This window comes from Chelativorans salis (genome assembly GCF_025336525.1).
GTDB classification, from domain to species: domain Bacteria; phylum Pseudomonadota; class Alphaproteobacteria; order Rhizobiales; family Rhizobiaceae; genus Chelativorans; species Chelativorans salis.
This window is the reverse complement of sequence record NZ_JAOCZP010000001.1, coordinates 1,144,823-1,165,646: the sequence shown is the minus strand read 5'-3', so window position 1 is coordinate 1,165,646 and position 20,824 is coordinate 1,144,823. Positions and strand designations below refer to the sequence as shown.

Annotated in this window: 17 protein-coding genes; 12 read left to right on the top strand and 5 right to left on the bottom strand. The window is 64.2% G+C overall.

The window, feature by feature from the left end; translation table 11 throughout:
• Positions 1-15: 15 nt before the first annotated feature.
• Positions 16-492, bottom strand: a complete 477-nt coding sequence (locus tag N5A92_RS05445; RefSeq protein ID WP_260900873.1) for an Lrp/AsnC ligand binding domain-containing protein — start codon at positions 490-492, stop codon at positions 16-18.
• Between the two features lie 158 nt (positions 493-650).
• Here N5A92_RS05445 and nhaC point away from each other — a divergent pair, with 158 nt between their 5' ends.
• From nhaC to N5A92_RS05415, 6 genes are all read left to right on the top strand, one after another.
• Complete coding sequence (nhaC, locus tag N5A92_RS05440; RefSeq protein ID WP_260900872.1) at positions 651-2,159, top strand: Na+/H+ antiporter NhaC; 1,509 nt, start codon at positions 651-653, stop codon at positions 2,157-2,159.
• Positions 2,160-2,405: 246 nt separating this feature from the next.
• On the top strand, positions 2,406-3,569 hold the full coding sequence (locus N5A92_RS05435) for a Gfo/Idh/MocA family protein (protein ID WP_260900871.1): 1,164 nt from the start codon (positions 2,406-2,408) through the stop codon (positions 3,567-3,569).
• A 10-nt stretch (positions 3,570-3,579) separates the two neighbouring features.
• Positions 3,580-4,464, top strand: coding sequence for a carbohydrate ABC transporter permease (locus N5A92_RS05430; protein WP_260900870.1), 885 nt, complete (start codon positions 3,580-3,582; stop codon positions 4,462-4,464).
• Positions 4,461-5,318, top strand: coding sequence for a carbohydrate ABC transporter permease (locus N5A92_RS05425; protein ID WP_260900869.1), 858 nt, complete (start codon positions 4,461-4,463; stop codon positions 5,316-5,318). Before N5A92_RS05430 ends, N5A92_RS05425 begins: the two co-directional genes overlap by 4 nt.
• Before the next feature lie 111 nt (positions 5,319-5,429).
• Positions 5,430-6,653, top strand: coding sequence for an ABC transporter substrate-binding protein (locus tag N5A92_RS05420; protein WP_425248527.1), 1,224 nt, complete (start codon positions 5,430-5,432; stop codon positions 6,651-6,653).
• Positions 6,654-6,829: 176 nt separating this feature from the next.
• The gene (locus tag N5A92_RS05415; RefSeq protein ID WP_260900868.1) at positions 6,830-7,963 is read left to right on the top strand and encodes an ABC transporter ATP-binding protein; all 1,134 of its coding nucleotides are present in this window, start codon (positions 6,830-6,832) and stop codon (positions 7,961-7,963) included.
• Positions 7,964-8,701: 738 nt separating this feature from the next.
• Here the strand turns inward: N5A92_RS05415 and N5A92_RS05410 are convergent.
• From N5A92_RS05410 to N5A92_RS05400, 3 genes are read right to left on the bottom strand one after another with little or no spacing between them, the layout of a single operon-like run.
• Positions 8,702-9,790: a D-TA family PLP-dependent enzyme gene (locus N5A92_RS05410; protein WP_260900867.1), complete on the bottom strand. Its 1,089-nt coding sequence runs from the start codon at positions 9,788-9,790 to the stop codon at positions 8,702-8,704.
• Complete coding sequence (locus N5A92_RS05405) at positions 9,787-11,262, bottom strand: M81 family metallopeptidase (protein ID WP_260900866.1); 1,476 nt, start codon at positions 11,260-11,262, stop codon at positions 9,787-9,789. Before N5A92_RS05405 ends, N5A92_RS05410 begins: the two co-directional genes overlap by 4 nt.
• A gap of 28 nt (positions 11,263-11,290) precedes the next feature.
• Complete coding sequence (locus N5A92_RS05400; RefSeq protein WP_260900865.1) at positions 11,291-11,785, bottom strand: hypothetical protein; 495 nt, start codon at positions 11,783-11,785, stop codon at positions 11,291-11,293.
• 100 nt (positions 11,786-11,885) lie between these two features.
• Here N5A92_RS05400 and N5A92_RS05395 point away from each other — a divergent pair, with 100 nt between their 5' ends.
• The 5 genes from N5A92_RS05395 (at position 11,886) to N5A92_RS05375 (ending at position 17,412) form a co-directional block, all read left to right on the top strand.
• Positions 11,886-12,275, top strand: a complete 390-nt coding sequence (locus N5A92_RS05395) for a RidA family protein (RefSeq protein ID WP_260900864.1) — start codon at positions 11,886-11,888, stop codon at positions 12,273-12,275.
• Between the two features lie 21 nt (positions 12,276-12,296).
• The gene (locus tag N5A92_RS05390; protein WP_260900863.1) at positions 12,297-13,160 is read left to right on the top strand and encodes a MurR/RpiR family transcriptional regulator; all 864 of its coding nucleotides are present in this window, start codon (positions 12,297-12,299) and stop codon (positions 13,158-13,160) included.
• 19 nt (positions 13,161-13,179) lie between these two features.
• Positions 13,180-13,956 (top strand): SDR family oxidoreductase, encoded by a 777-nt coding sequence (locus N5A92_RS05385; RefSeq protein ID WP_260900862.1) that lies wholly within the window; start codon positions 13,180-13,182, stop codon positions 13,954-13,956.
• Positions 13,957-13,965: 9 nt separating this feature from the next.
• Entirely contained in the window at positions 13,966-15,885 is a 1,920-nt protein-coding gene (locus N5A92_RS05380; protein ID WP_260900861.1) for a beta-N-acetylhexosaminidase, read from the top strand.
• Positions 15,886-15,975: 90 nt separating this feature from the next.
• On the top strand, positions 15,976-17,412 hold the full coding sequence (locus N5A92_RS05375) for a M81 family metallopeptidase (protein ID WP_260900860.1): 1,437 nt from the start codon (positions 15,976-15,978) through the stop codon (positions 17,410-17,412).
• A gap of 30 nt (positions 17,413-17,442) precedes the next feature.
• Here the strand turns inward: N5A92_RS05375 and pdxR are convergent, their stop codons facing one another.
• On the bottom strand, positions 17,443-18,936 hold the full coding sequence (gene pdxR / locus N5A92_RS05370; RefSeq protein ID WP_260900859.1) for a MocR-like pyridoxine biosynthesis transcription factor PdxR: 1,494 nt from the start codon (positions 18,934-18,936) through the stop codon (positions 17,443-17,445).
• A gap of 150 nt (positions 18,937-19,086) precedes the next feature.
• Between pdxR and pgi the strand changes: the two genes are divergently transcribed.
• Positions 19,087-20,721, top strand: coding sequence for a glucose-6-phosphate isomerase (pgi, locus tag N5A92_RS05365; RefSeq protein ID WP_260900858.1), 1,635 nt, complete (start codon positions 19,087-19,089; stop codon positions 20,719-20,721).
• Positions 20,722-20,824 lie beyond the last annotated feature (103 nt).

The following is a 20,824-nucleotide window of genomic DNA, read 5'->3' as shown; positions in this document are numbered from 1 at the left end:
CCCGCAACTGCAGCGCTAAGGCTTCGGAACAGGCAGCGTCACGTCATCCTTCACCGTCTCCATCACCACATATGTATGCGTCTGCAGCACGCCCGGCAGCTTGGAGATGGCGGCGCCGAGCACCTTGCGGTAGGCGTCGATGTCGCGCGTCCTCACCTTCAGGAGGTAATCGTACCCGCCGGCCACCATGTGGCACGACTGGATTTCCGGCACCCGCGCCACCGCCGCATTGAAGGCCTCCAGCTCGTCCGCCGTGGTGCCTTTGAGCTGCACCTGCACCATGACGATGTGGCCGGCATTCACCACGGCAGGGTTCAGCTTTGCGAAATAGCCGGTTATGACGCCGGAGTTCTCCAGCCGTCTCAGCCGCTCCGCGCACGGTGTCTTTGTCAGGTGGATCCGCCGGGATAGCTCCACCACCGATATTCTCCCATCTTTCTGAATCTCCTCCAGGATACGGAGATCCGTCATATCCAAGCTACTCGTTGCCATAACATTTTCCTACTACAGCGAAAATTCGTAGGAATATTACCTGATATAGGGCCGAATTTGGAGCCTTAACCTACTTTGTTCCTGCTATTCTCCAGGAGAAAGACAAAACGCCGCAAGACGTTGATCTTTTGCACTGCCATCAAAATGGGAGATATCCTATGACCTTGACGGACAGGGCCCTGCCCAGCTTGCCACTGGCGCTCACGCCCGTGCTTTTGACTCTCCTGGTGCTGGGTTTGCAGCTCTTCTATTTCGGCGATTTCACGCCGCACGTGCCGCTTGCCATCGGTCTGGCGATCACCGGCCTCGTCGGCCTCAAGCTCGGCTTCAACTGGCACGATATCGAGAAAGGCGTGTTCCACGTCATCCACGTGTCGCTGCCGTCGGTATCGGTGCTGATCACCGTCGGCATGATCATAGGCGTGTGGATCGCCAGCGGCACAGTGCCGACGCTGATCTACTATGGCCTGACGATCCTTTCGCCGCAGATCTTCCTGGCGGCGGCGATGATCCTGTGCGCCATCGTCTCCGTTTCGCTCGGCACCTCCTGGGGCACGGTGGGCACCGTGGGCCTTGCCTTGATGGGCATTGGCGCCGGCTTCGACATCCCGATGTACTGGACGGCCGGCGCGGTGGTTTCGGGCGCCTTCTTCGGCGACAAGATCTCGCCCCTCTCCGACACCACCAACCTTGCGCCCGCCGTCACCGGCACCAACCTGTTTTCCCACATCAGGAACATGATGCCGACGACGGTACCGGCCATGCTGATCGCCTTCGCGATCTACCTCTTCGCTGGCTTCGCCGTCATCGAGGGTGGCGACGTTTCCTTTGCCCGGATCAACGCCATCACCACCTCGCTTCAGGAGCACTTCGTCATATCGCCTTGGCTGCTGCTGCCCGCACTTCTGGTGATCGTTCTGGCCGTCAAGAGAATGCCGCCCATCCCGTCGCTCTTCGCCGGTGTGGTGGCCGGCGGCATCACCGCTATGCTGGCTCAGGGCGAAGGCCTGCACGCAATCTTCACCTACGCCAACAGCGGCTATTCCATCGATACCGGCGTCGATGCGATGGACAATCTCCTCAACCGCGGCGGCATCCAGTCGATGATGTGGACGATCTCCCTGGTCTTGATCGCGCTCGGCTTCGGCGGTGCGCTGGAGCGGACCGGCTGCCTGGAGACCATCATCCAAGTCATTATGACCAAGATCCGCAGCTTCGCCGGCATCCAGACGGCGGCCATCGGCACCTCCATGGCGACCAACCTGGTGGCCGGGGATCCCTATCTGTCGATCGCGCTGCCGGGCCGCATGTATGCGCCGGTCTATCGCGGCATGGGCTATTCCACCCTCAACCTGTCGCGCGCTATCGAGGAAGGCGGCACCCTCATCTCGCCGCTCATCCCGTGGAACGCCGGCGGCGCCTTCGTCATCAGCGCATTGGCGCTCGGCGTGGCGAGCGGCAATATGGAGAACCTGCTCTATATCCCGCTGTCGTTCGCCTGCTGGCTGTCACCCGTGCTCGGCATCATCTATGCCTTCACCGGGCTCTTCTCGCCGAAAGCCACCGAGGAGGAAATCCAGGGATGGAAGGAGAGCGGCGAAGCAATCGCCGACCTAGACGCCGCCTGGACCGGCGAGGAAGCACCCCGCCCCGCCGTCACTGGCTGACCGCCGCCATCTACAACTAGACGCTACGAAGGCCCCGACCGACACCAACGGTGCGGGCCTTCGCTCTGTCTGGGGCATATGCTATCTCTGCACGGTCCGACCGCAGCAACCCGCCATTGCAGGCCAGTTGAAAATGAATTTCACATGCGCCCAAAAAAATGCTGGGAAACGTTGACGGGCCCAAAAATATATCACAACGTAAGAAAATAAATTACGCCGTCCTCCGCTTCCAGGGGCCTGCCAAATATGAGAGTTGGAATTGTCGGGTTAGGGTTTCGTCTCGGCTATCTGGGGCATGTCTTCAGCGCCCTCGACGACGATTTCGAGATAGCAGGCTATGTCGATCCCGCCCCTGCCGGCCTCGCCACCCTGAAGGAAAACGGCATCTCCGCCGGCAAGGCCTACGCCACGCCCGAGGAGTTGGTAGCGGCCGAAAAGCTCGATCTCCTGATGATCGGCTCGCCCAACCATATGCATCTGGAGCACATCCGCTTCGGGCTCGGCACCGGCCTCAAGCTGTTCTGCGAAAAGCCCGTCGTCGCCACCATCGAGCAGACCTACGAGCTCGCAGGCCTGCTTGCCCGCTACGGGCACGAGCGGCTGATGGTCGGGCTCGTCCTGCGCTACTCGCCTCATTTCCGGCGCGTCATCGCCGCCCGCGACCAAGGCGTCCTCGGCGAGATCGTCTCCATCGAGGCATCCGAACATATAGAGCCCGAGCACGGCGCTTTCTTCATGCGCGACTGGCGTCGCTATGAGCAATATGCCGGCAGCTTCATGCTGGAGAAGTGCTGCCACGACCTCGACCTCTACAACGCCGTCGTCGGCGCCCGGCCGGAGCGCGTGGCAAGCTTCGGCGGCCGCAAGAGCTTCATACCGAAAAACTCCCCCGCCAACGAAGGCGTCAACGATCTCTCCCTCTACCACCGCAAGCCGAGCGGCTGGCTCGGTAGCGACAAGGTCTTCGACAGCGACGCCACTATCATCGACTTCCAGACGGCCATCGTCGAATATGCGAACGGCGCCTCCATGGCCTTCCACACCAATCTGAACGTGCCGGACCAGTTCCGCCGCTTCTGCATCATCGGCTCGAGGGGCATGGCCGAGGGCGACTTCATCCGCGGCTTCCTCGACATCCACGACGCCCGCACCGGCGAGAAGCTGGTGGCCGAGAAATACGCCGCGCGAACCGCGCTCTCCCAGCACTACGGCGCCGACGAGCAGATGGCGGCCGACATCATCGCCCATGTGAAGACGGGCGCTTCCTTGCCCGTTTCCGCCCTCGATGCGATGGAGGCGGGCATCCTCGCCCTTGCCATGGACGAGGCCCGGCGCACGAAGTCCGTTATCGACCTGCGCCCCTTCTGGGATCGTTTCGACGAGGCGCTCAGGCCGCCGCGGGCAGCGTGAGGGTGCGGTAATGACGATCAGACAAAGCGCCGTAGTCTTCGCCTGGCTCCTGCTCGTGCCGGCGCTTCTCTATGTGCTTGTGATCGTCGCCTACCCTCTTGCCGACACGATCAATCTCTCCTTCACCAACGCCTCGCTCAGGCAGACCTACGACTGGATCGGCTTCGACAACTACCGCAACATTTTCAAGCGCGGCTTTTCGGACGTTATCGTCCGCACCCTCGTGTGGACGTTCTTCTCCGTCGGTCTGAAGATGGTGATCGGCACCTTCGGCGCCGTCATGCTCAACGCCGCCGTGCCCGGCCGCACCATGTTCCGCGTGCTCACCATGCCGCCCTGGATCGTGCCCATGGCCATCGGCATCTTCATGTGGGGCTGGATGTACAACGGCCAGTTCGGCATGATCTCCGGCCTCCTGCAGCGCTTCGGCGTGATCGACGGTCCGATGCCTTTCCTCGCCTACGGCACCACCGCCTTCTGGGCCACCATCATCACCGACGTGTGGATCGGCGTGCCGATGGTCACGATCTATCTGCTCGCCGCCATCCAGTCGATCCCAAGGGACCTCTACGAGGCCGCCTGGGCCGACGGGGCAGGGCGCTTCTACCGCTTCCGCCGCATCACCCTGCCACTCATCGTGCCGGCGCTGATCACGATGTCGATCATCTCGCTGATCTCGACCTTCAATTCCTTCGACATCATCTGGATCCTCACCCAGGGCGGGCCGAGCGGCCAGACGACGACGATGATTATCGACACCTACCGCACGGCCATCGGCTCCTACAAATTCGGCGAGGGAGCCGCCCGTGCGGTGCTGATCTGCATCTTCCTGTCGGTCTTCTGCTACGCCTATTTCCGGCTCATCAGCCGTTATTCGGGAGCGACCATGCGATGAAATCGAACGCCATGATCGACCGTTACCGCTGGTACGAGGTGATCGGCATCTATGCCGGTGTTTTGCTTTTCCTCACTTTCGTGCTCGCTCCCTTCGTCGAGGGCTTCCTCGTATCCCTGAAGCCGCTCACCTACCTGTTCTCCTCGCCCTACAAATTCTGGCCGCAGAACGCTTCCTTCGACGCCTATTTCACCATGTGGGAGCGCGTGCCGCTGCTTGGCCGCTACATCTTCAACTCGATCCTCATCTCCACGGTCGGCACAATCATCGGCGTCATCCTCATCACGCCCGCAGCCTACGCCTTCGCCCGTTTCGATTTCCGCGGCCGCGGCCCGCTGCTCGGCGCCTTCCTGGCGGTCAACATGTTCTCCGGCGCCGTGCTTCTCATCCCGCTCTACCGCCTGATGCGCAGCTTCGGCCTGCTCAACACCTATTTCGCCATGATCGTGCCTGGCGTGGCCTTCGTCATCCCCACCGGCATCTGGCTCTTGCGCACCTACATGCTGCGCATCCCGCAGGAACTGGAGGAGGCCGCGCTCGCCGACGGCGCCAGCCGCTTCTACACATTCCGCCGCGTCATCCTGCCGCTCGCCATGCCGGGCATTTCCGTTGTGGCGATCTATGCCTTCCTGACCATCTATGCGCAGCAGTTCATTTATGCGCTCACCTTCAACTCGAAGACGGAGTACATGCCGCTGCCGGTCGGCCTCTATGCCTTCTTCGGCCGCCAGGATGTCATCTGGAACGAGCTGATGGCGGCGAGCTTCCTCGGCGTCCTGCCGGTGTTCGTCGTCTTCATCTACCTGCAGCGCTACCTGGTGGCCGGAATGACCGCCGGCGCCTTGAAAACGTGAGAATCGGCCGCGCGGGAAGGGCCCGCGCGGCAGACGGGCCGAACGCGGGAGAGGAGATGGAAAACCGCCGAAAGCCTCCAGCACTTGGGTAAAACAAGAAAGGGAACAGACATGACCAGGACAACACTTCTCGGCACGGCCACGCTCGCCCTTTTGGCGACGACGACGATGGCGCCCATGGCGATGGCGCAGGACGAGACCACCGTCACCATGATCCAGTGCGGCGACGCGCTCGCCGAGGGCTATGACGGCTTCATCAAGGAATGGGAGGAGAACAATCCAGGATACAAGGTCGATGTGGAAATCATCGGCTGGTCGCAGTGCCAGGAGAAGATCACCACGCTTGCCGCCGCCGGCACGCCGGTGGGCCTTGCCTATGTCGGCTCGCGCACGCTCAAGCAGTTCGCCGAGAACGACCTCATCGTGCCGGTCCCGATGAGCGAGGAGGAAAAGGCCTCCTACTACCCCAACATCGTCTCCACCGTCACCTATGACGGTACCCAGTGGGGCGTTCCCGTCGCCTTCTCCACCAAGGCACTCTACTGGAACAAAGACCTGTTCGAAGAAGCCGGCCTCGATCCCGAGACCCCGCCGAAGACCTGGCAGGAACTCTATGACATGGCCGCGACGATCACTGAGAAGACGGCCGCGGCCGGCTACGGTCTGTCCGCCAAGACCTTCGACAACACCATGCACCAGTACCTGCACTGGGTGTACACCAACAACGGCAAGGTGACCGACGAGAACGACGAGATCGTCCTCGACAGCCCGCAGAACCTGGAGGCGCTCACCTGGTACGGCAAGATGGTCGACGTAGCCCAGGAGGGACCGACGGCCTATGAGCAGGACGACCTCACTGCGCTCTTCAACGATTCCAAGGTGGCCATGATCCAGCAGGGCCCGTGGGTGCGCGTGCGCCTCGATGAAGGCCTCAACTGGGATGTCGCTCCCCTGCCGCTCGGCCCGCAGGCCGAAGGCCCTGGTACGCTTCTCATCACCGACAGCCTCGCTGTCTTCAAAGGCACCGGCTATGAGGAGCAGGCCATCGACCTCGCCAAATGGCTTACCAATCCGGAGCACCAGTTTTTCTATGAGAAGACCCATGGCCTGACGCCGCTGCGCCCGGTCGCCGGCGTCGAGGAGATGGTCGCGGAGGATCCGACCTGGGGCCCCTTCCTCGATGGCATCTCCCATGGTGGACCCGAGCCGCTCTTCACCGACTATAAGGCCTTCCAGAACGCCATGATCGACATGGTCCAGGCCGTCGTCACGGGCAACAAGTCGCCGGAAGACGCGCTGAAGGACACCGCCGAGGAAATCGACGCCTACAAATAGGCGGTCCCCTCCGGGAAGGGGAAGCCGTTCGCGGCTTCCCCGCTCCTTAGACTTTCCCGCCCTTGGACTTCGGAGCGGGATGGGCAAGTATGAAAGCGAAAGTCGCGCAATCGAGACAACACCGTCGCTGTCGCGCCCCAGGGCCGCGGCTTCTCGCCGGTGATAAGTGAGGCGCCTTGGGTCAGCTGAATTTTTCCAACATCCACAAGCGCTTCGGCGCTGCCGAGATCATCAAGGGCATCGACCTGGAAGTCGAGGAGGGCGAGTTCGTCGTCTTCGTCGGTCCTTCCGGCTGCGGCAAGTCCACGCTTCTGCGCATGCTGGCCGGCCTGGAAGAGGTCACCCAGGGCGACATCGTCATCGACGGCGTCAAGGTCAACGAGCTGCCGCCCGTCAAGCGCGGCATCGCCATGGTCTTCCAGTCCTACGCGCTCTACCCGCACATGACGGTGTTCGAAAACATCGCCTTCCCCCTACGGGTAGAAAGGACGAAGGAGGAAGAGCTCAGGAAGAAGGTCGAAGCCGCCGCCCGCATCCTGCAGCTCGACCAGCGCCTCGAGCAGAAGCCCGGCCAGCTTTCCGGCGGCCAACGCCAGCGCGTCGCCATCGGCCGCGCCATCGTGCGCGAGCCGAAGATCTTCCTCTTCGACGAGCCGCTGTCGAACCTCGATGCCGCGCTGCGCGCCGAAATGCGCATCGAGCTCACCAAGCTGCACAAGCGGCTTAAGGCGACGATGATCTACGTCACCCACGACCAGGTCGAGGCCATGACCATGGCTGACCGCATCGTCGTCCTGAATGGCGGCGAAATCGCCCAGAACGGGGCACCGTTGGAGCTCTATCACAAGCCGGAGAACCTGTTCGTTGCCGGCTTCATCGGCAATCCAAAGATGAATTTCCTGCCCGTCACCTGCAAGGGAGCGGGCCCTGACGGCGTGAAGGTCGAGTATGACGGCCGCACCATCACAGTCCCCGTCGCCCCGCGCCAGGGCATGGAAGGCCGCCGGCTCACGCTGGGCATCCGCCCGGAAGACATTCAGATCGGCAAGGGCGAACTCGACATCCCCGTCGCCCCGTCCGTCATCGAGCGTCTCGGCGCCAACACGGTGGTCTACGCCGCACTGCCCGGCAGCGACACCGAAAATTACTGCGCCCTCATCGCCGGCTCCGCCCCGGTACGCGCCGAAGAGACCCTGGAGACCGGCGTTTTCGCCAAGGACTGCCACCTGTTCGACGAGGGCGGTGTTGCATTCGAGCGCCAGGTGGAAATGACGGAGGTCGACCCGGAACTGCTGGTGGCGACCGGGTGATCGGCGCCAACCCCACCCGCGCGCGTCATCCCGGCCGAGCGACGACATGCGCGTATTGCGTGCCCCCCACGCGCGCGCGTTACCCACCCCCACGCGCGTGCGTCATCCCGGAAAGCCGAAGGCTTGTCCGGGACCCATTCCGTGACTCGCCCACCTTTCGGAATGGGTCCCGGACAGTCTCCGCTTCGCTCCGACTTCCGGGATGACGCGCGCGCGGGGATAAATCCATGGCCAAATGACCTTTCCTGTCTCGCCAACCCATTGTTTTCCCTCGCTGCGGAAAGATTTCTCCAGCTTTTTTCGCAGGAAAATACGCCCCCCTCCTCAGCCTGCCCTTAAAATCCTCCCCATCGCTCTTACGGGAACCGGATGCGCACCGGGTGTTCGGGAGAGCGGCGGAGACCTCCCCCTTCGGGCTCGGTACCCGGAGGCCTGAGGGCCCGCGACAGGCCGGCGGTGCCGGGAGCGCTGGGCGACAGCCTGCGTTGCCGGCATTGCGGAGAAGCCGCTACAGGTTTCTCGTCCGGCCCGGCAAAGCCCCCCAATCGGGTGCAGCCGGGAAGAACGGGAAGCCCGAGTGATCGGCCGACTGTCGGGACAGACTCCGGCGGGGCGCGTTGGACGCGCCTTAAAAATAAATTGAGTGGCACGGACAACGCGCCCCGCTTCCCACGTTCTTTGACATAGCCCGGCGGGAACCCCGCGCGGCAACGGATAGGCGTGGAGCAAACGCGCCGCCTACCAGACCATCCCGCGCGCCGCGACCGCCTCCACACGTGTCACGCGCCCGCCCCGGTGGAAGACCATCTCGTCAAAGAGGTTGGAGACCACGCAGGTATGGTTCGGCACGATGCGGATCTTTTCCCCGATCTCCGGCCGCCGGCCGGCACACCGCGAAAGATCCACGACGCCATGCTCCTCCGAAAGCCCGGAAATGACGGCCTCCGGATAGTCCACGATATGCCCGAAATCGGAGAAGCCAAGGAGATCGGAGGTCAGTGCCTTCGACCCCGCGTCGATCACCGCCCGGTCCTCCGTTGGCCTCGAGATCACGGTGGCGAGGATGTGCATGGCGCATTCGTCGAAGGTGCAGTGCCCGGCCCGCACCATCGCCCGGTCGTTGTAGACATAAGTGCCTGCCCGATGCTCGGTGGCCGAGGGCACCATGTGCGCCTCGAACAGGCTCGGCGTTCCGCCGTTGCTGACCGTCGGGCAGGGGATGCCCTCCTTTTCCAGCAGCTCCAACGCCTGCGAGAGCCACGCCTCCACCGCCGCCGCGCTGCCTGGCTTGGGATAGGTCATCAGACCGCCGAAGCGAAGCCCCGCACTGCCGGTGATCCGTCTTGCAAGGACAACAGCCTCCTCCGGCGCCTGCACGCCGCAGCGCCCGCCGCCCGTGTCGCACTCGACCAGCACCGTCAGCGGCCGGTCCGCGGCAAAAGCCTGCGCCAGCCCGTCGACCGTAACTGCGCTGTCGGCCGTCACCTTCAACGCCTCGAGACGGCCGTTGAGCGCCCTGAGCCGGTGGAGTTTCTCCGCACCCAGGATGTTGTAGGTAATCAGGATATCGCCGAAGCCGGCCGCGGCGAACACCTCCGCCTCGGTGACCTTCTGGCAGTTGATGCCCTTCGCCCCCGCCGCCCGCTGCGTCTCCGCCATGGCGACGATCTTGTGCGTCTTGATGTGCGGGCGAAATGCGATGCCGTGCTCGTCCATATAGGCCTGCACGCGCGCGATGTTGCCGGCAACGACATCTTCGTCAATCACCGGCACCGGTGTCGAAAGCGCCGACACCGGATCGCCGCCTCCCGGCCTTGATGGATTCATGCCGATACCGTCTCCTGCCCATGCGGGTCCTGGATCATCGGCCAGATGTCCCGCCGTGCCCTGCGATAAGCCGTCTTGGCGGGATTGTTAGGGTAGGGCGTGCCGGCGGCGCAATAGATGATTTTCGAGGCGATCTTGGAAAACGAGCTGTAGAAATGGTTGGTCGACTTGATCACCAGGATTTTCTGCTGCTTCGGGTCGATCCCCATCACTTCGAACAGGCTCGGATCGAAGCTCTGCGCCCGCGTCGTGTTCAGAATCACGTCAACACCGTCGATCCGGATATGCGCCGCATCGCCGAACGGCGCGAAGCTCTCCCCGAAGCGCATCTCGGCGTCCCGCACCAGCCGCACGATCTCCACATGCCCGTCGACGGGATTGCCTGTGCCGAGCGCCGATTTCGCCCCGAAGCGCAGCGGGATCTCCGCTCCTTCGCCCGCCGCCATGCAGATCTGCACGGCAATCGGATCCCATATGGTGCCGACGGCGGCATTCGTCACACCGCGGCGAAGCAATTCCGCCAGGATAATCGTCGCATCCCCCGCCGTGCCGCCGCCGGGATTGTCCCACATGTCGGCAACGACGACCGGACCGTCCGCCGCTCGAAGTGCCTCGTCTACCGCCTGCTTCTCGTCCACCTGCGGCATCAGGAACGAGCCCCGCTTGGCAAAGAGTTCCATGCCCAGCTCCCGCGCCAGCCGCTCGCCCTTCTGAGCCTTGTCATCGGTAACGCAGATGATCTTGGTGCCCATCTCCGGCACATCACCGGCCATGAAGCCGTGGATGACCGACAGCGACAGCACGTCGGGATCCGACGCCTCGATCGCCCTCAGCTTGTCGACGAAGGAGCGCATCGGCTCACGCGAGGTGGGGAAGACGTCGATCATGCGGCAGTCGAAGACAGACATGGCCGGCTTCACCCGCCCCTCCAGGGCGTCGACAGCAATCCGCCACAGGTCCTCCGCCCGCTCGACAAAATCCGTGTGCGGAAATTCCTTGAAGGCGACGAAGAAGTCTGCAAGCCCCACGCGCTTCGCCGTCAGATGACTGTGCGGGTCGAGCTCGGCGCACAAAAGCACGTCCGGCCCGATGATCTCGCGGACGCGCGCCAGAAGGTCCCCCTCCGGATCATCGTAGCCGTTTGCGACCATGGCGCCGTGCAATCCCATCACCACGCCGTCCACCGGCATCGCCGCCTTGAGCTGCGCCAAGATTTCGTCCCGCAGCTCCTCATAAGTCTCTCGGTTGATGAGCCCGGCAGGATCCGCCCAGGCAGCCGTCCCCTCGATTAGCTCCCATCCCTTCGCGGCCGCCACCTTGCGCCCGACAGTGATCGGCGCCGTGCACAGCGTCGGCGTCGGCGGGTGTTTTCCCGGCGGCGCGTAAAGCGAGGCCTCGAAGGCCCGGCGGTCGATGCAGATGGGCGAAAACGTGTTCGTCTCGGTTGCCAGCGCAGCGGTAAACAGACGCACTCGAAAAGGCCTTTCCTCTTGTCCGGTGCTAGTCCACCGCGCCCATGGGATTGGGCAGATAGCCGGTAAAGCCGGAGATCTTCCATCTCCCCTCGTGCAGGCGGCAATAATAGAGCGTCTGCCATTTCATGATATTGCGCGTACCGTCGTCGAGCAGGATGCTGCCGTCGAACTTCTTCCGGACAAGCGCCGTCTCGCCGCCCACCTCGATGTCCTCCAGCGTGGTGGTCGCAAAGATTGCCTCACGTGGGTCCTCGCCATAGGTTTGGCGGGAAAAATCCTCCGCCTGCCGCAGCCACTCGTCGCGATATGCGGCAAGGGTCGGGAAGCTCAGGCGCCAGGCGTCGGGGTCGCTCTTCCTGCCGGCATCGATGCCGATAAAGCCTTCCTCGATGAAGTCGCCCGCGACCATGCCCCAGTCGGCCGCCAGAAAGGCGTCGATGTCGCGTTGGACCAGCATGGTCCAGATGGCGTGGCGGGCGGTGTCGGATGGGGGAAAAGGATTGACGAAAGGATCGCGCATCTAAATTCTTTTCATGTTTTCCTCTTCTGCCTAGCCAAAATCGCCTTGATATGGTGAATTGTCAATTGAACGGGAAAATAATTTGCATGGAAGGTCCAGAATGGCGATCAAGCGTTACGGAGCCGAGAAGGCCGGTGCCGGCGGCCAGTCGCTGCCCTTCGCCCGCGCGGTGGAGGCCGACGGTTGGCTTTACGTCTCGGGCCAGGTGGCGATGGAGAACGGCGAGATCATCGACGGCAACATCGTGGCTGAGACGCGCAAGACCATCGAGAACGTGATCGCCATCCTCAAGGAGGCCGGCTACGGGCTCGAGCACGTGGTGCGTGTCGGCGTATGGCTCGACGACCCACGCGATTTCTGGACCTTCAACGGCGTCTACAAGGAGTATTTCGGCGAACACCCGCCGGCACGCGCCTGCGTGCAATCGCGGATGATGGTCGACTGCAAGGTGGAGATCGACTGCGTCGCCTACAAGCCGCGCGATCGATAGGTTTTAGCGGGGAGTGCGCCCATGGATCTTCTGATGATGCTGCAGGACAGGAAGGGGCAATTGTCCCAGGCCGAGCAGCGCATTGCCGATATCCTGTTCAGCGACTTCGATTTCGCTGTCAACGCCTCGATCATCGAGCTCGCCAAAAGGGTGGAGGTCTCCCCGCCCACGGTCACCCGCTTCTGCCGCAGGCTCGGCTGCCAGAGTTTTTCAGATTTCAAGGTGCGGCTGGCCAAGACGGCCTACGTGGGCGCGCGCTATCTCAATCCCGAGGCCAGGGCGGCCTCTTCCGTCGAGGTCGCTGAGGACATCGTTACCAAGGCGCAGTCCGCGCTCTTTTCTTTCCACCGTTCGCTCGACATGGCACGCGTCGAGGAGGCGGCGGAGCGGCTGGCCAATGCGCCGATGATCTACGCCTTCGGCTCGGGCGGCAACTCCTCTATGATCGCCAACGAAATCCAAAACCGCCTCTTCCGCCTTGGGCTCAGGATCACGGCCAGCACCGACCACGGCATGCAGCTCATGCTGGCTGCCGCCGCCCAGCCCGAAGACGTGCTGGTGGGCTCGTCCTTCTCGGGGCGCAATGCGGAGCTGGTGCGCGCTTTCCGGCTTGCCCAGGACGGCGGCGTCTTCACGATCGCCTTCGCCCAGAGTGAAAGCCCCATCGCCAAGGCGGCCGATCTGGCCATCCCCGTCGATCTGCCGGAGGGAACAAACATCTACCGGCCGACATCGACGCGCTTCGCCTATCTCGCCCTCGTCGACATCCTCGCCAATATCGTCGCCTACCGCATCCGCGACGAGGCGGCGGTGACGCTGAGGCGCATCAAGAAGGAACTGGTAACCCACAGGGACGAAGACGATCGCCAATTGCTGGGCGATTGACGTCCGGAGAAAGATCATCATGACGCAATCTGCGGCGGTGGTGACCGGAGCGGCGGGCGACATCGGATGCGCCATCGCCGCTCGCCTGGCGGAAGACCATGACGTGGTCATCCTGGCTGATCTTGACGGCACAGCGGCTGAAAAGGCGGCCGCCGGCCTTGCCGGCGCGGCCCGCTTCATCGCCGTGCAATGCGATGTCACAGACCGCGATGCGGTGAAGGAGCTGGCCGCCGAGACCGCACGTCACGGACAGGTCAGGACCTTGGTCAACAACGCAGGTGCCGCCCGCGACGCCTCGCTTCAGGAGACGGCGACCGAGAACTGGCAGAAGGACATCTCGCTCAACCTCGAAGCCGCCTTCCTCTGCTTCAAAACCTTCGAGGAAGCGCTCAAGAGATCGCAAGGCGCCGTCGTCAACATCGCCTCCGTCAACGGCCTGCAGGTCTTCGGCCATCCCGCCTACTCCGCCGCCAAGGCCGGCTTGATCCACCTGACGAAACTGATCGCAGTCGAATACGGCAAGTTCGGCATCCGTGCCAACGCCGTCGCCCCCGGCACAGTCAGAACCCAGGCATGGGATACCCGCGCCGCCGCCAATCCCAAAGTCTTCGAGGAGGCTCGCCGCTGGTATCCCTTACAGCGTATAGCCTCACCCGACGACGTGGCCAATGCCGTGAAATTCCTGTCAAGCCCCCTTGCCGCCGCCATCACCGGCACCTGCCTACCCGTCGATTGCGGCCTGACCGCCGGCCAGGCCGAACTCGCCCGCACCTTTTCCCAATCCTCCATGTATTGAAGGTTTCCCATGGTCACTGCGCCTTTCCGAGTGGAATGCTCCTGGCTGCCGATCGAGAACTCCGCCGGCCGCTTCAAGTTCACGCTGTTCAACCTGTCGGAAGAGATGGTGCGGGATTTCAAGTTCGCCTACACCTCGCTCACCCGTACCGCGGCCGAGCACCATTGCCAAAACGCAACCCTCCTGCGCCGCCATGCCAATTTCCACCAATACGCCCCACCATCAAGCTTCGCCCTTGCACCCGGCGGGACCTGGACCTTCACGGTCGAAGGCCTGACGCGCCCGGCGGTGCACTGCTCCGATGGCGTGAAATCGGCCTACCTCACCACGAGCGACGGCCGCCACCTCCCCGTCTCCTTCGGTGACCTCATGTTGGAGGCAGGGGAAAGCGCACTGCCGCCCGAGCTGCTTCCACAGGGCTCGGTCTCGGAGCCCTTCTCCCTCCTCCCCTGGCCGGCCTCCTGCAATCTCGCAGCCGAGGATGCCGTCCCGGCCGCCCTTTATCCGCACGCCGGCACCGGCGGCGAAAATCTCCACGCCGTCGCCACGACGCTCGCGCTGTTCCAGCGGCTTTTCCCTGCCGCCCACGTCCCCTTCAGCCTGGCGGAAGTGCCGGGCGGCAGGCCGGTCGTTATCGAGGAGAGCGCCGTCCTCGGGCGGGAGGCCTACGCGCTTCGCTTCACGCTGGATCGCATCGAGCTCACCTATGGCGATGCCGCCGGCCGCTTCTACGGCCTCGTCAGCCTTGCGCAGCTTCTGCACGGCGCCCGCACTGACCCCGCCACCTTCAAGTTCCCTGCCTCCGGCACCATCACCGATACACCCCGCTATTCCTGGCGCGGATCCCACCTCGACGTCTCGCGCCAGTTCTTCCCAACGGAAGACGTGCGCCGCTTCATCGACATCCTTGCCTGGCACAAGCTCAACATCTTTCACTGGCACCTGACGGACGACGAGGCCTGGCGCCTCGAGATCAAGGCATACCCGGAGCTGACGGCCATCGGCAGCCGCCGCGGGCCGGATGGCCCGCTGCTCCCGCAGCTCGGCGACGGCGCCGAGGCCCGCGAAGCCTTCTACACACAAGACGACATCCGCGCTCTCGTCGCGCATGCGGCAGCACTTCATGTGGAGGTCGTCCCGGAGGTCGACATTCCCGGCCATTCGGAAGCCATGCTCGTCTCACTGCCTGATCTGGTCGACGGCCAGGAAGCGCCGGAAAGCTACAACTCCGTCCAGGGCTATCCCAACAACGCGCTCAACCCCGCTATTCCCTTCACCTACGAAGTGCTGAGCAAAGTGTTCGACGAGCTGGTGGACCTGTTCCCCTCGCAATATATCCACATCGGCGGTGATGAGGTGGCCGACGGCGCCTGGCTCCACTCGCCATTAGCCCGTGCGCTGATGGAGAAGGAGGGGATCGAGGTCACTTTCGGCCTGCAGTCCTACTTCATGCGCAAGATCAAAGCCATGCTCGCCGAGCGCGGCCGCCGGCTGGCCGGCTGGAATGAGGTCTCCCACGGCGGCGGCGTCGATCCGGACGAAACGCTTCTGATGGCATGGCAGAGCCCCAAGGTGGGCATCGATCTGGCCGAGGAAGGCTACGACGTCGTCATGACGCCGGGTCAGGCCTACTACCTCGATATGGTGCAGGCGGAGTCCTGGCAGGAGCCAGGCGCAAGCTGGGCCGGCACCGTGCCGCCAAAGCACACCTACGAATACGAAACCGAAGGCGACTTTCCCGAAAGGCTGCGGGGCAAAATGAAGGGCATTCAGGCCTGCATCTGGACGGAGAACTTCATCTCCAGGGCCTATTTCAACCACCTGGTCTTCCCCCGCTTGGTCGCAGTCGCCGAAGCCGCCTGGACCCCCCGCGAGGCCAAGGACTGGCAGCGCTTCTCAGCCATCGCCCGCCTCTCGCCGCAGCTTTGATGCGAGTTTAATGAGTTTGGAAATGCAGGCGCGAAGGGGCGCTGGCACTTCAGTCTGGCTATAGGTAAAACTCTCTGGCGGAGCGGCGCGATGCGGATCGCCATCGGCGGTATACACACCGAGTGCAGCACTTATTCTCCGGTGCTGATGAACGCGGAGGACTTCCACGTCCTGCGCGGCGAGGCGCTCTTCTCCTCCGACCATTTCGCCTTCCTCCAAACGATAGAGGACGTGGAATGCCTGCCGCTCCTCCACGCCCGCGCCGTGCCAGGCGGTCCTGTCTCCCGCACGGCCTACGAGCAGTTCAAGGCGGAGTTCCTGGACCGGTTGAAGAAGGCCCTCCCGCTCGACGGCCTGCATCTCGCCATGCACGGCGCCATGAATGTTGAAGGCATGGACGACGCCGAGGCGGACTGGGTCTTGTCCGCCCGCGCCATCGTCGGCCAGAACTGCGTCGTCGCCGCCAGCTACGACCTGCACGGCAATATCAGCCAGACCATCGTCGACCAGCTCGACATCTTCGCCGCCTACCGCACCGCACCGCACATCGATGTGCAGGAAACCATGGCCTGCGCTTTCGCCATGCTGGTGAAGGCCCTGAAAAGCGGAGAAAGGCCAGGCATCGCCTGGGCGCCGATCCCCGTCCTCCTGCCGGGCGAGCGTACCTCGACGGAGGACGATCCCGCCCGCTCGCTCTACGCCGCCCTTCCACAGGTCGATGCCGTTCCCCGCATCTGGAACGCCAATCTGATGGTTGGCTATGTCTGGGCCGACGAACCGCGCGCCACGGCCGCCGCGGTGGTCACTGCGACCGACCGGAACACTGCCTTGAAGGAGGCGGAAAAGCTGGCGGAAGCCTATTGGCGGGAGCGCGAAAATTTCCGCTTCGGCGCCATCACCGGCACGCTCGATGAAATGCTGGAGATCGCCGCCGCCGCCCGCACGGCGCCGGTCATCCTTGCCGATTCCGGCGACAATCCCACCGGCGGGGGCGTCGGCGACAGGGTGGATGTTCTGACCGCCCTCGTTGAGCGCGACTGGCAGGGCGCGCTCGTCGCCGGCATCGCCGATCGGCCGGCCGTCGAGCGCTGCTTCGAAGCCGGGGAGGGCACAGCGCTTTCATTGCGGATCGGCGGCAGCCTCGACCCTGTAAGCCCGCACCTGACCGCCGATGCCGTCGTCCTTCGCCTCGACGATCCCGGAGAGCCCGCCGAGCGTCAGTCGGTGGTGCGCATCGGCGCCATAGACGTGGTGCTGGCGGCCCGCCGCCGCCCATATCACCGGCTCGCGGATTTCGCGCGACTGAGCCTCGACCCGCGCACCGCCCGCCTGCTCGTCGTCAAGTCCGGCTACCTCTCGCCGGAACTCGCGCCCCTCGCCAATCCCAACCTGATGGCGCTCACCGACGGCGCGGTCAACCAGGACATCCCTGCGCTCGCCAATCACCGCCGGTCCACGCCCTGCTATCCTTTCCAGGATGGCTTCGCGTTCACCCCAAAAGCTCACCTGTCCAGGCGCTGGGCCTGATCGTCCGCAAGGGAGGAGAAGGGTACACCCCTACGCCGCCTCGGAGCGCCTCGCCACCACCCCGGCCAGTTCGCGGATGCCGGGTTCGATGTGCTGCAGCGCGATGGAGGAGATGCCGAGCCGCATATAGGGTGATGGCCGCTCCGGCCCGTCGAAGAAGCGCGCCCCCGGCTCGATGAGCACGCCCCGCGCCTTCGCTGCGCGGGCCAGCGCCGTCGTGTCGGTGCCGGGCGGCCCCTTGAGCCAGATGGATATTCCCCCCGGCACGTCGGCCGCCTGCCAGTCGGGCATGTGCAGGCGCAGCGCCGTCAGCAATTCCTTGCGCCGCTCCTCGAAAGCGGCGGAAAGCCGGCGCACCAGCGCATCGTGGTGGCCGAGCGACAGGAACAGCGCCACCGCGCGCTGGTTGTTGGCCGGCGGGTGGCGCAGCATGAAGCGGCGCAGCGCCCTCAGTTCCGCCACCAGTTCCGCCGGCGCGACGATGTAGCCTATCCGCAAACCCGGCGCGAGCGTCTTCGACATGGAGCCGACATAGATGACGCGCCCGGTATGGTCGAGGCCTTTAAGCGCCTCCTGCGGCGTCTCCTCGGCAAGCTGGCTGTCGTAGTCGTCCTCGATGACGATCCAGTCATTCTCCTCCGCCTGCGCCAGCAGCGCCTCGCGCCGCGCACGGCTGAGCGGCACCATTGTCGGGCAGTGGTGGCTGGGCGTGGCGAAGACGAAATCCGCCTCGGGCGGAATCGCGTTCACCTTCATCCCGTCGCCGTCCACCGGTACGGGCAGCGTCTCCGCTCCGGCAAGCCGGAAGATGGAGCGCGCGTCGGCAAAACCAGGGTTCTCCATCGCCACCCGCGCCCCGCGCTGCATGAGCAGTGTGGAGAGCATATAAAGCGCGTGCTGCGCCCCCAGCGTAATGATGATCTCGTCCGGATTGGCGAAGATGCCGCGCCTCGGCAGGAGCCGCGCCTGGATCTGCTCGATCAGGAGCGAGTCGTCCTTGTCGACCATGTCGGCCGCCCAGTTGCGGATTTCGAGCACCGCCAGCGCCATGCGGTTGCATTCGCGCCACTCGGCGGTGGGAAAGAGCGTCGGGTCGAACTGCCCGTAGACGAAGGGGTAGGCGGACTGCATCCAGTCTTCGTTCTTCGGCGCCTCCGGCATGTCGCTCGCCACCAGTTGGCGGCGCGCCTTCCAGTCGATCTTCGCCGTTCCGCGCGCCGTCTTGCGCGGCGGGCGCGGAGGCGCGGCCAGCACCTCCGGATTGACGAAATGCCCGCGCCGTTCGCGGGCGATCAGAAAGCCCTGGTCGACGAGCTGCTGGAAGGCCAGCACCACCGTGCCGCGCGCCACGCCCAGCTTCTCCGCCAGGATGCGGCAGGACGGCAGCGGCATGGACGGCGCGATCTGCCGGTCGAGGATCGCCGAGACGATCGCCTGGCGGATCTGCGCCTGCAATGTCTGGCTCGAATCGGGCGATATCTTGAACAGGCCCGCCCACAGGGCCGCGTCGTTTCTGGTCGGCATGGCTTCCTCTCCGGCGGCGGAGCCTACCCCCATGGGCATTGTGCCGCAACCCTGGACTAAGCCGTTGCGCCACAGCTGTGCCTTCTTCACCGCTTCACATTTGTCTGTCAGCAACCTAAGGTCCGGCCGCCGAGGAAGGAGAAGCACCACATGAGCGCTTACGAGGACACCCTGGCCGCACTGCGGCGGCACCGGGAAGAGAATCGCGATTTCGACCTGCGCGCCGCCTTCGCCGCCGATCCGGAGCGCTTCTCGCGCTATTCGGTCGCTTCCGACGACATGCTTCTCGACTATTCGAAATGCGCCGTCGGCGACGAGACGTTGCGGCTTCTCACCGATTTTGCCGACGCCGCCGGCCTTGCTGAACGCCGCGAGGCGATGTTCTCCGGCGAGCGCATCAACACCACGGAAGATCGCGCTGTCCTGCACACCGCCCTGCGCAACTCCAGCACACCGGTCATGCTCGACGGCCAGGACGTCATGCCGGATGTCGAAGCCGTGCTTTCGGCGATGAGCGCATTCGCCGAGGCCGTGCGCGCGGGCGATCTTACGGGCGCCACTGGCAAGCGCTTCACCGACGTCGTCAACATCGGCATCGGCGGCTCCGATCTCGGCCCGGCCATGGCAACGCTGGCGCTGGCTCCCTATCACGACGGTCCGCGCCTCCACTATGTCTCCAACGTCGACGGCGCCCACATTGCCGATACGCTGAAGGAGCTCGATCCCGAGACGACGCTTTTCATCGTCGCCTCGAAAACCTTCACCACCGTCGAGACCATGACCAACGCTGGTACGGCCCGCACCTGGATGGCGGAGAAACTCGGCTCCGGCGCCGTCGGCGCCCATTTCGCCGCCGTCTCCACCGCTCTCGACAAGGTCGCCGCCTTCGGCATCGATGAGACCCGCGTTTTCGGCTTCTGGGATTGGGTCGGCGGACGCTACTCGCTCTGGTCGGCGATCGGCCTGCCCATCATGATCGCCGTCGGCTCTGAGAATTTCCGCCGCTTCCTCGCCGGCGCGGAGGCCATGGACCGGCATTTCCGCGAGGCGCCGGCGCGTGAAAACATGCCGGTGCTCCTCGGCCTCGTCGGCTTCTGGCACCGCGCCGTCTGCGCCTATCCCGCCCGTGCCGTCATCCCCTATGACCAGCGGCTTTCCCGCCTGCCCGCCTATCTGCAACAGCTCGATATGGAATCGAACGGCAAACGTGTCACCCTCGACGGCGATCCCGTCGCCATCCCTACCGGGCCGCTCGTCTGGGGTGAGCCGGGCACCAATGGCCAACACGCCTTCTTCCAGCTTCTGCACCAGGGCACGGACGTCATCCCCGTCGAGTTCATTCTGGCCGCCAACGGCCATGAGCCGGCGCTGAAGCATCATCACGACCTGCTGGTCGCCAACTGCCTCGCCCAATCGGAAGCCCTGATGAAAGGCCGCACGCTGGAGGAGGCCACGGCCCAGCTCCGGGCCAAGGGCATGGGAGAAGCGGAGGCGAGGGCGCTCGCCCCCCACCGCGTCTTCCCCGGCAACCGCCCCTCGCTCACCATTGTCTACGATAAGCTCGACCCCTTCGCCCTCGGCCGTCTGATCGCGCTCTACGAGCACCGGGTCTTCGTCGAGGCCGCACTCTTCCGCATCAACGCCTTCGACCAGTGGGGCGTCGAGCTCGGCAAGGAGCTGGCGACGGAGCTCTTGCCGGTGGTGGAGGGCAAAAAGGACGCCTCGGCCCGCGATGCCTCCACCTCGGGCCTGGTCGCGCACATAAGGGCTTTGCGGCAGGGATAACGCGGCGGTGAAGCGACTTCCCTCCTCGCAAGGGAGGGCCGTCGGATATGGTTTTCGCCCTGATTTTAGCCCCCACCCCTACCCTCAATCCCTCCCTTCAAGG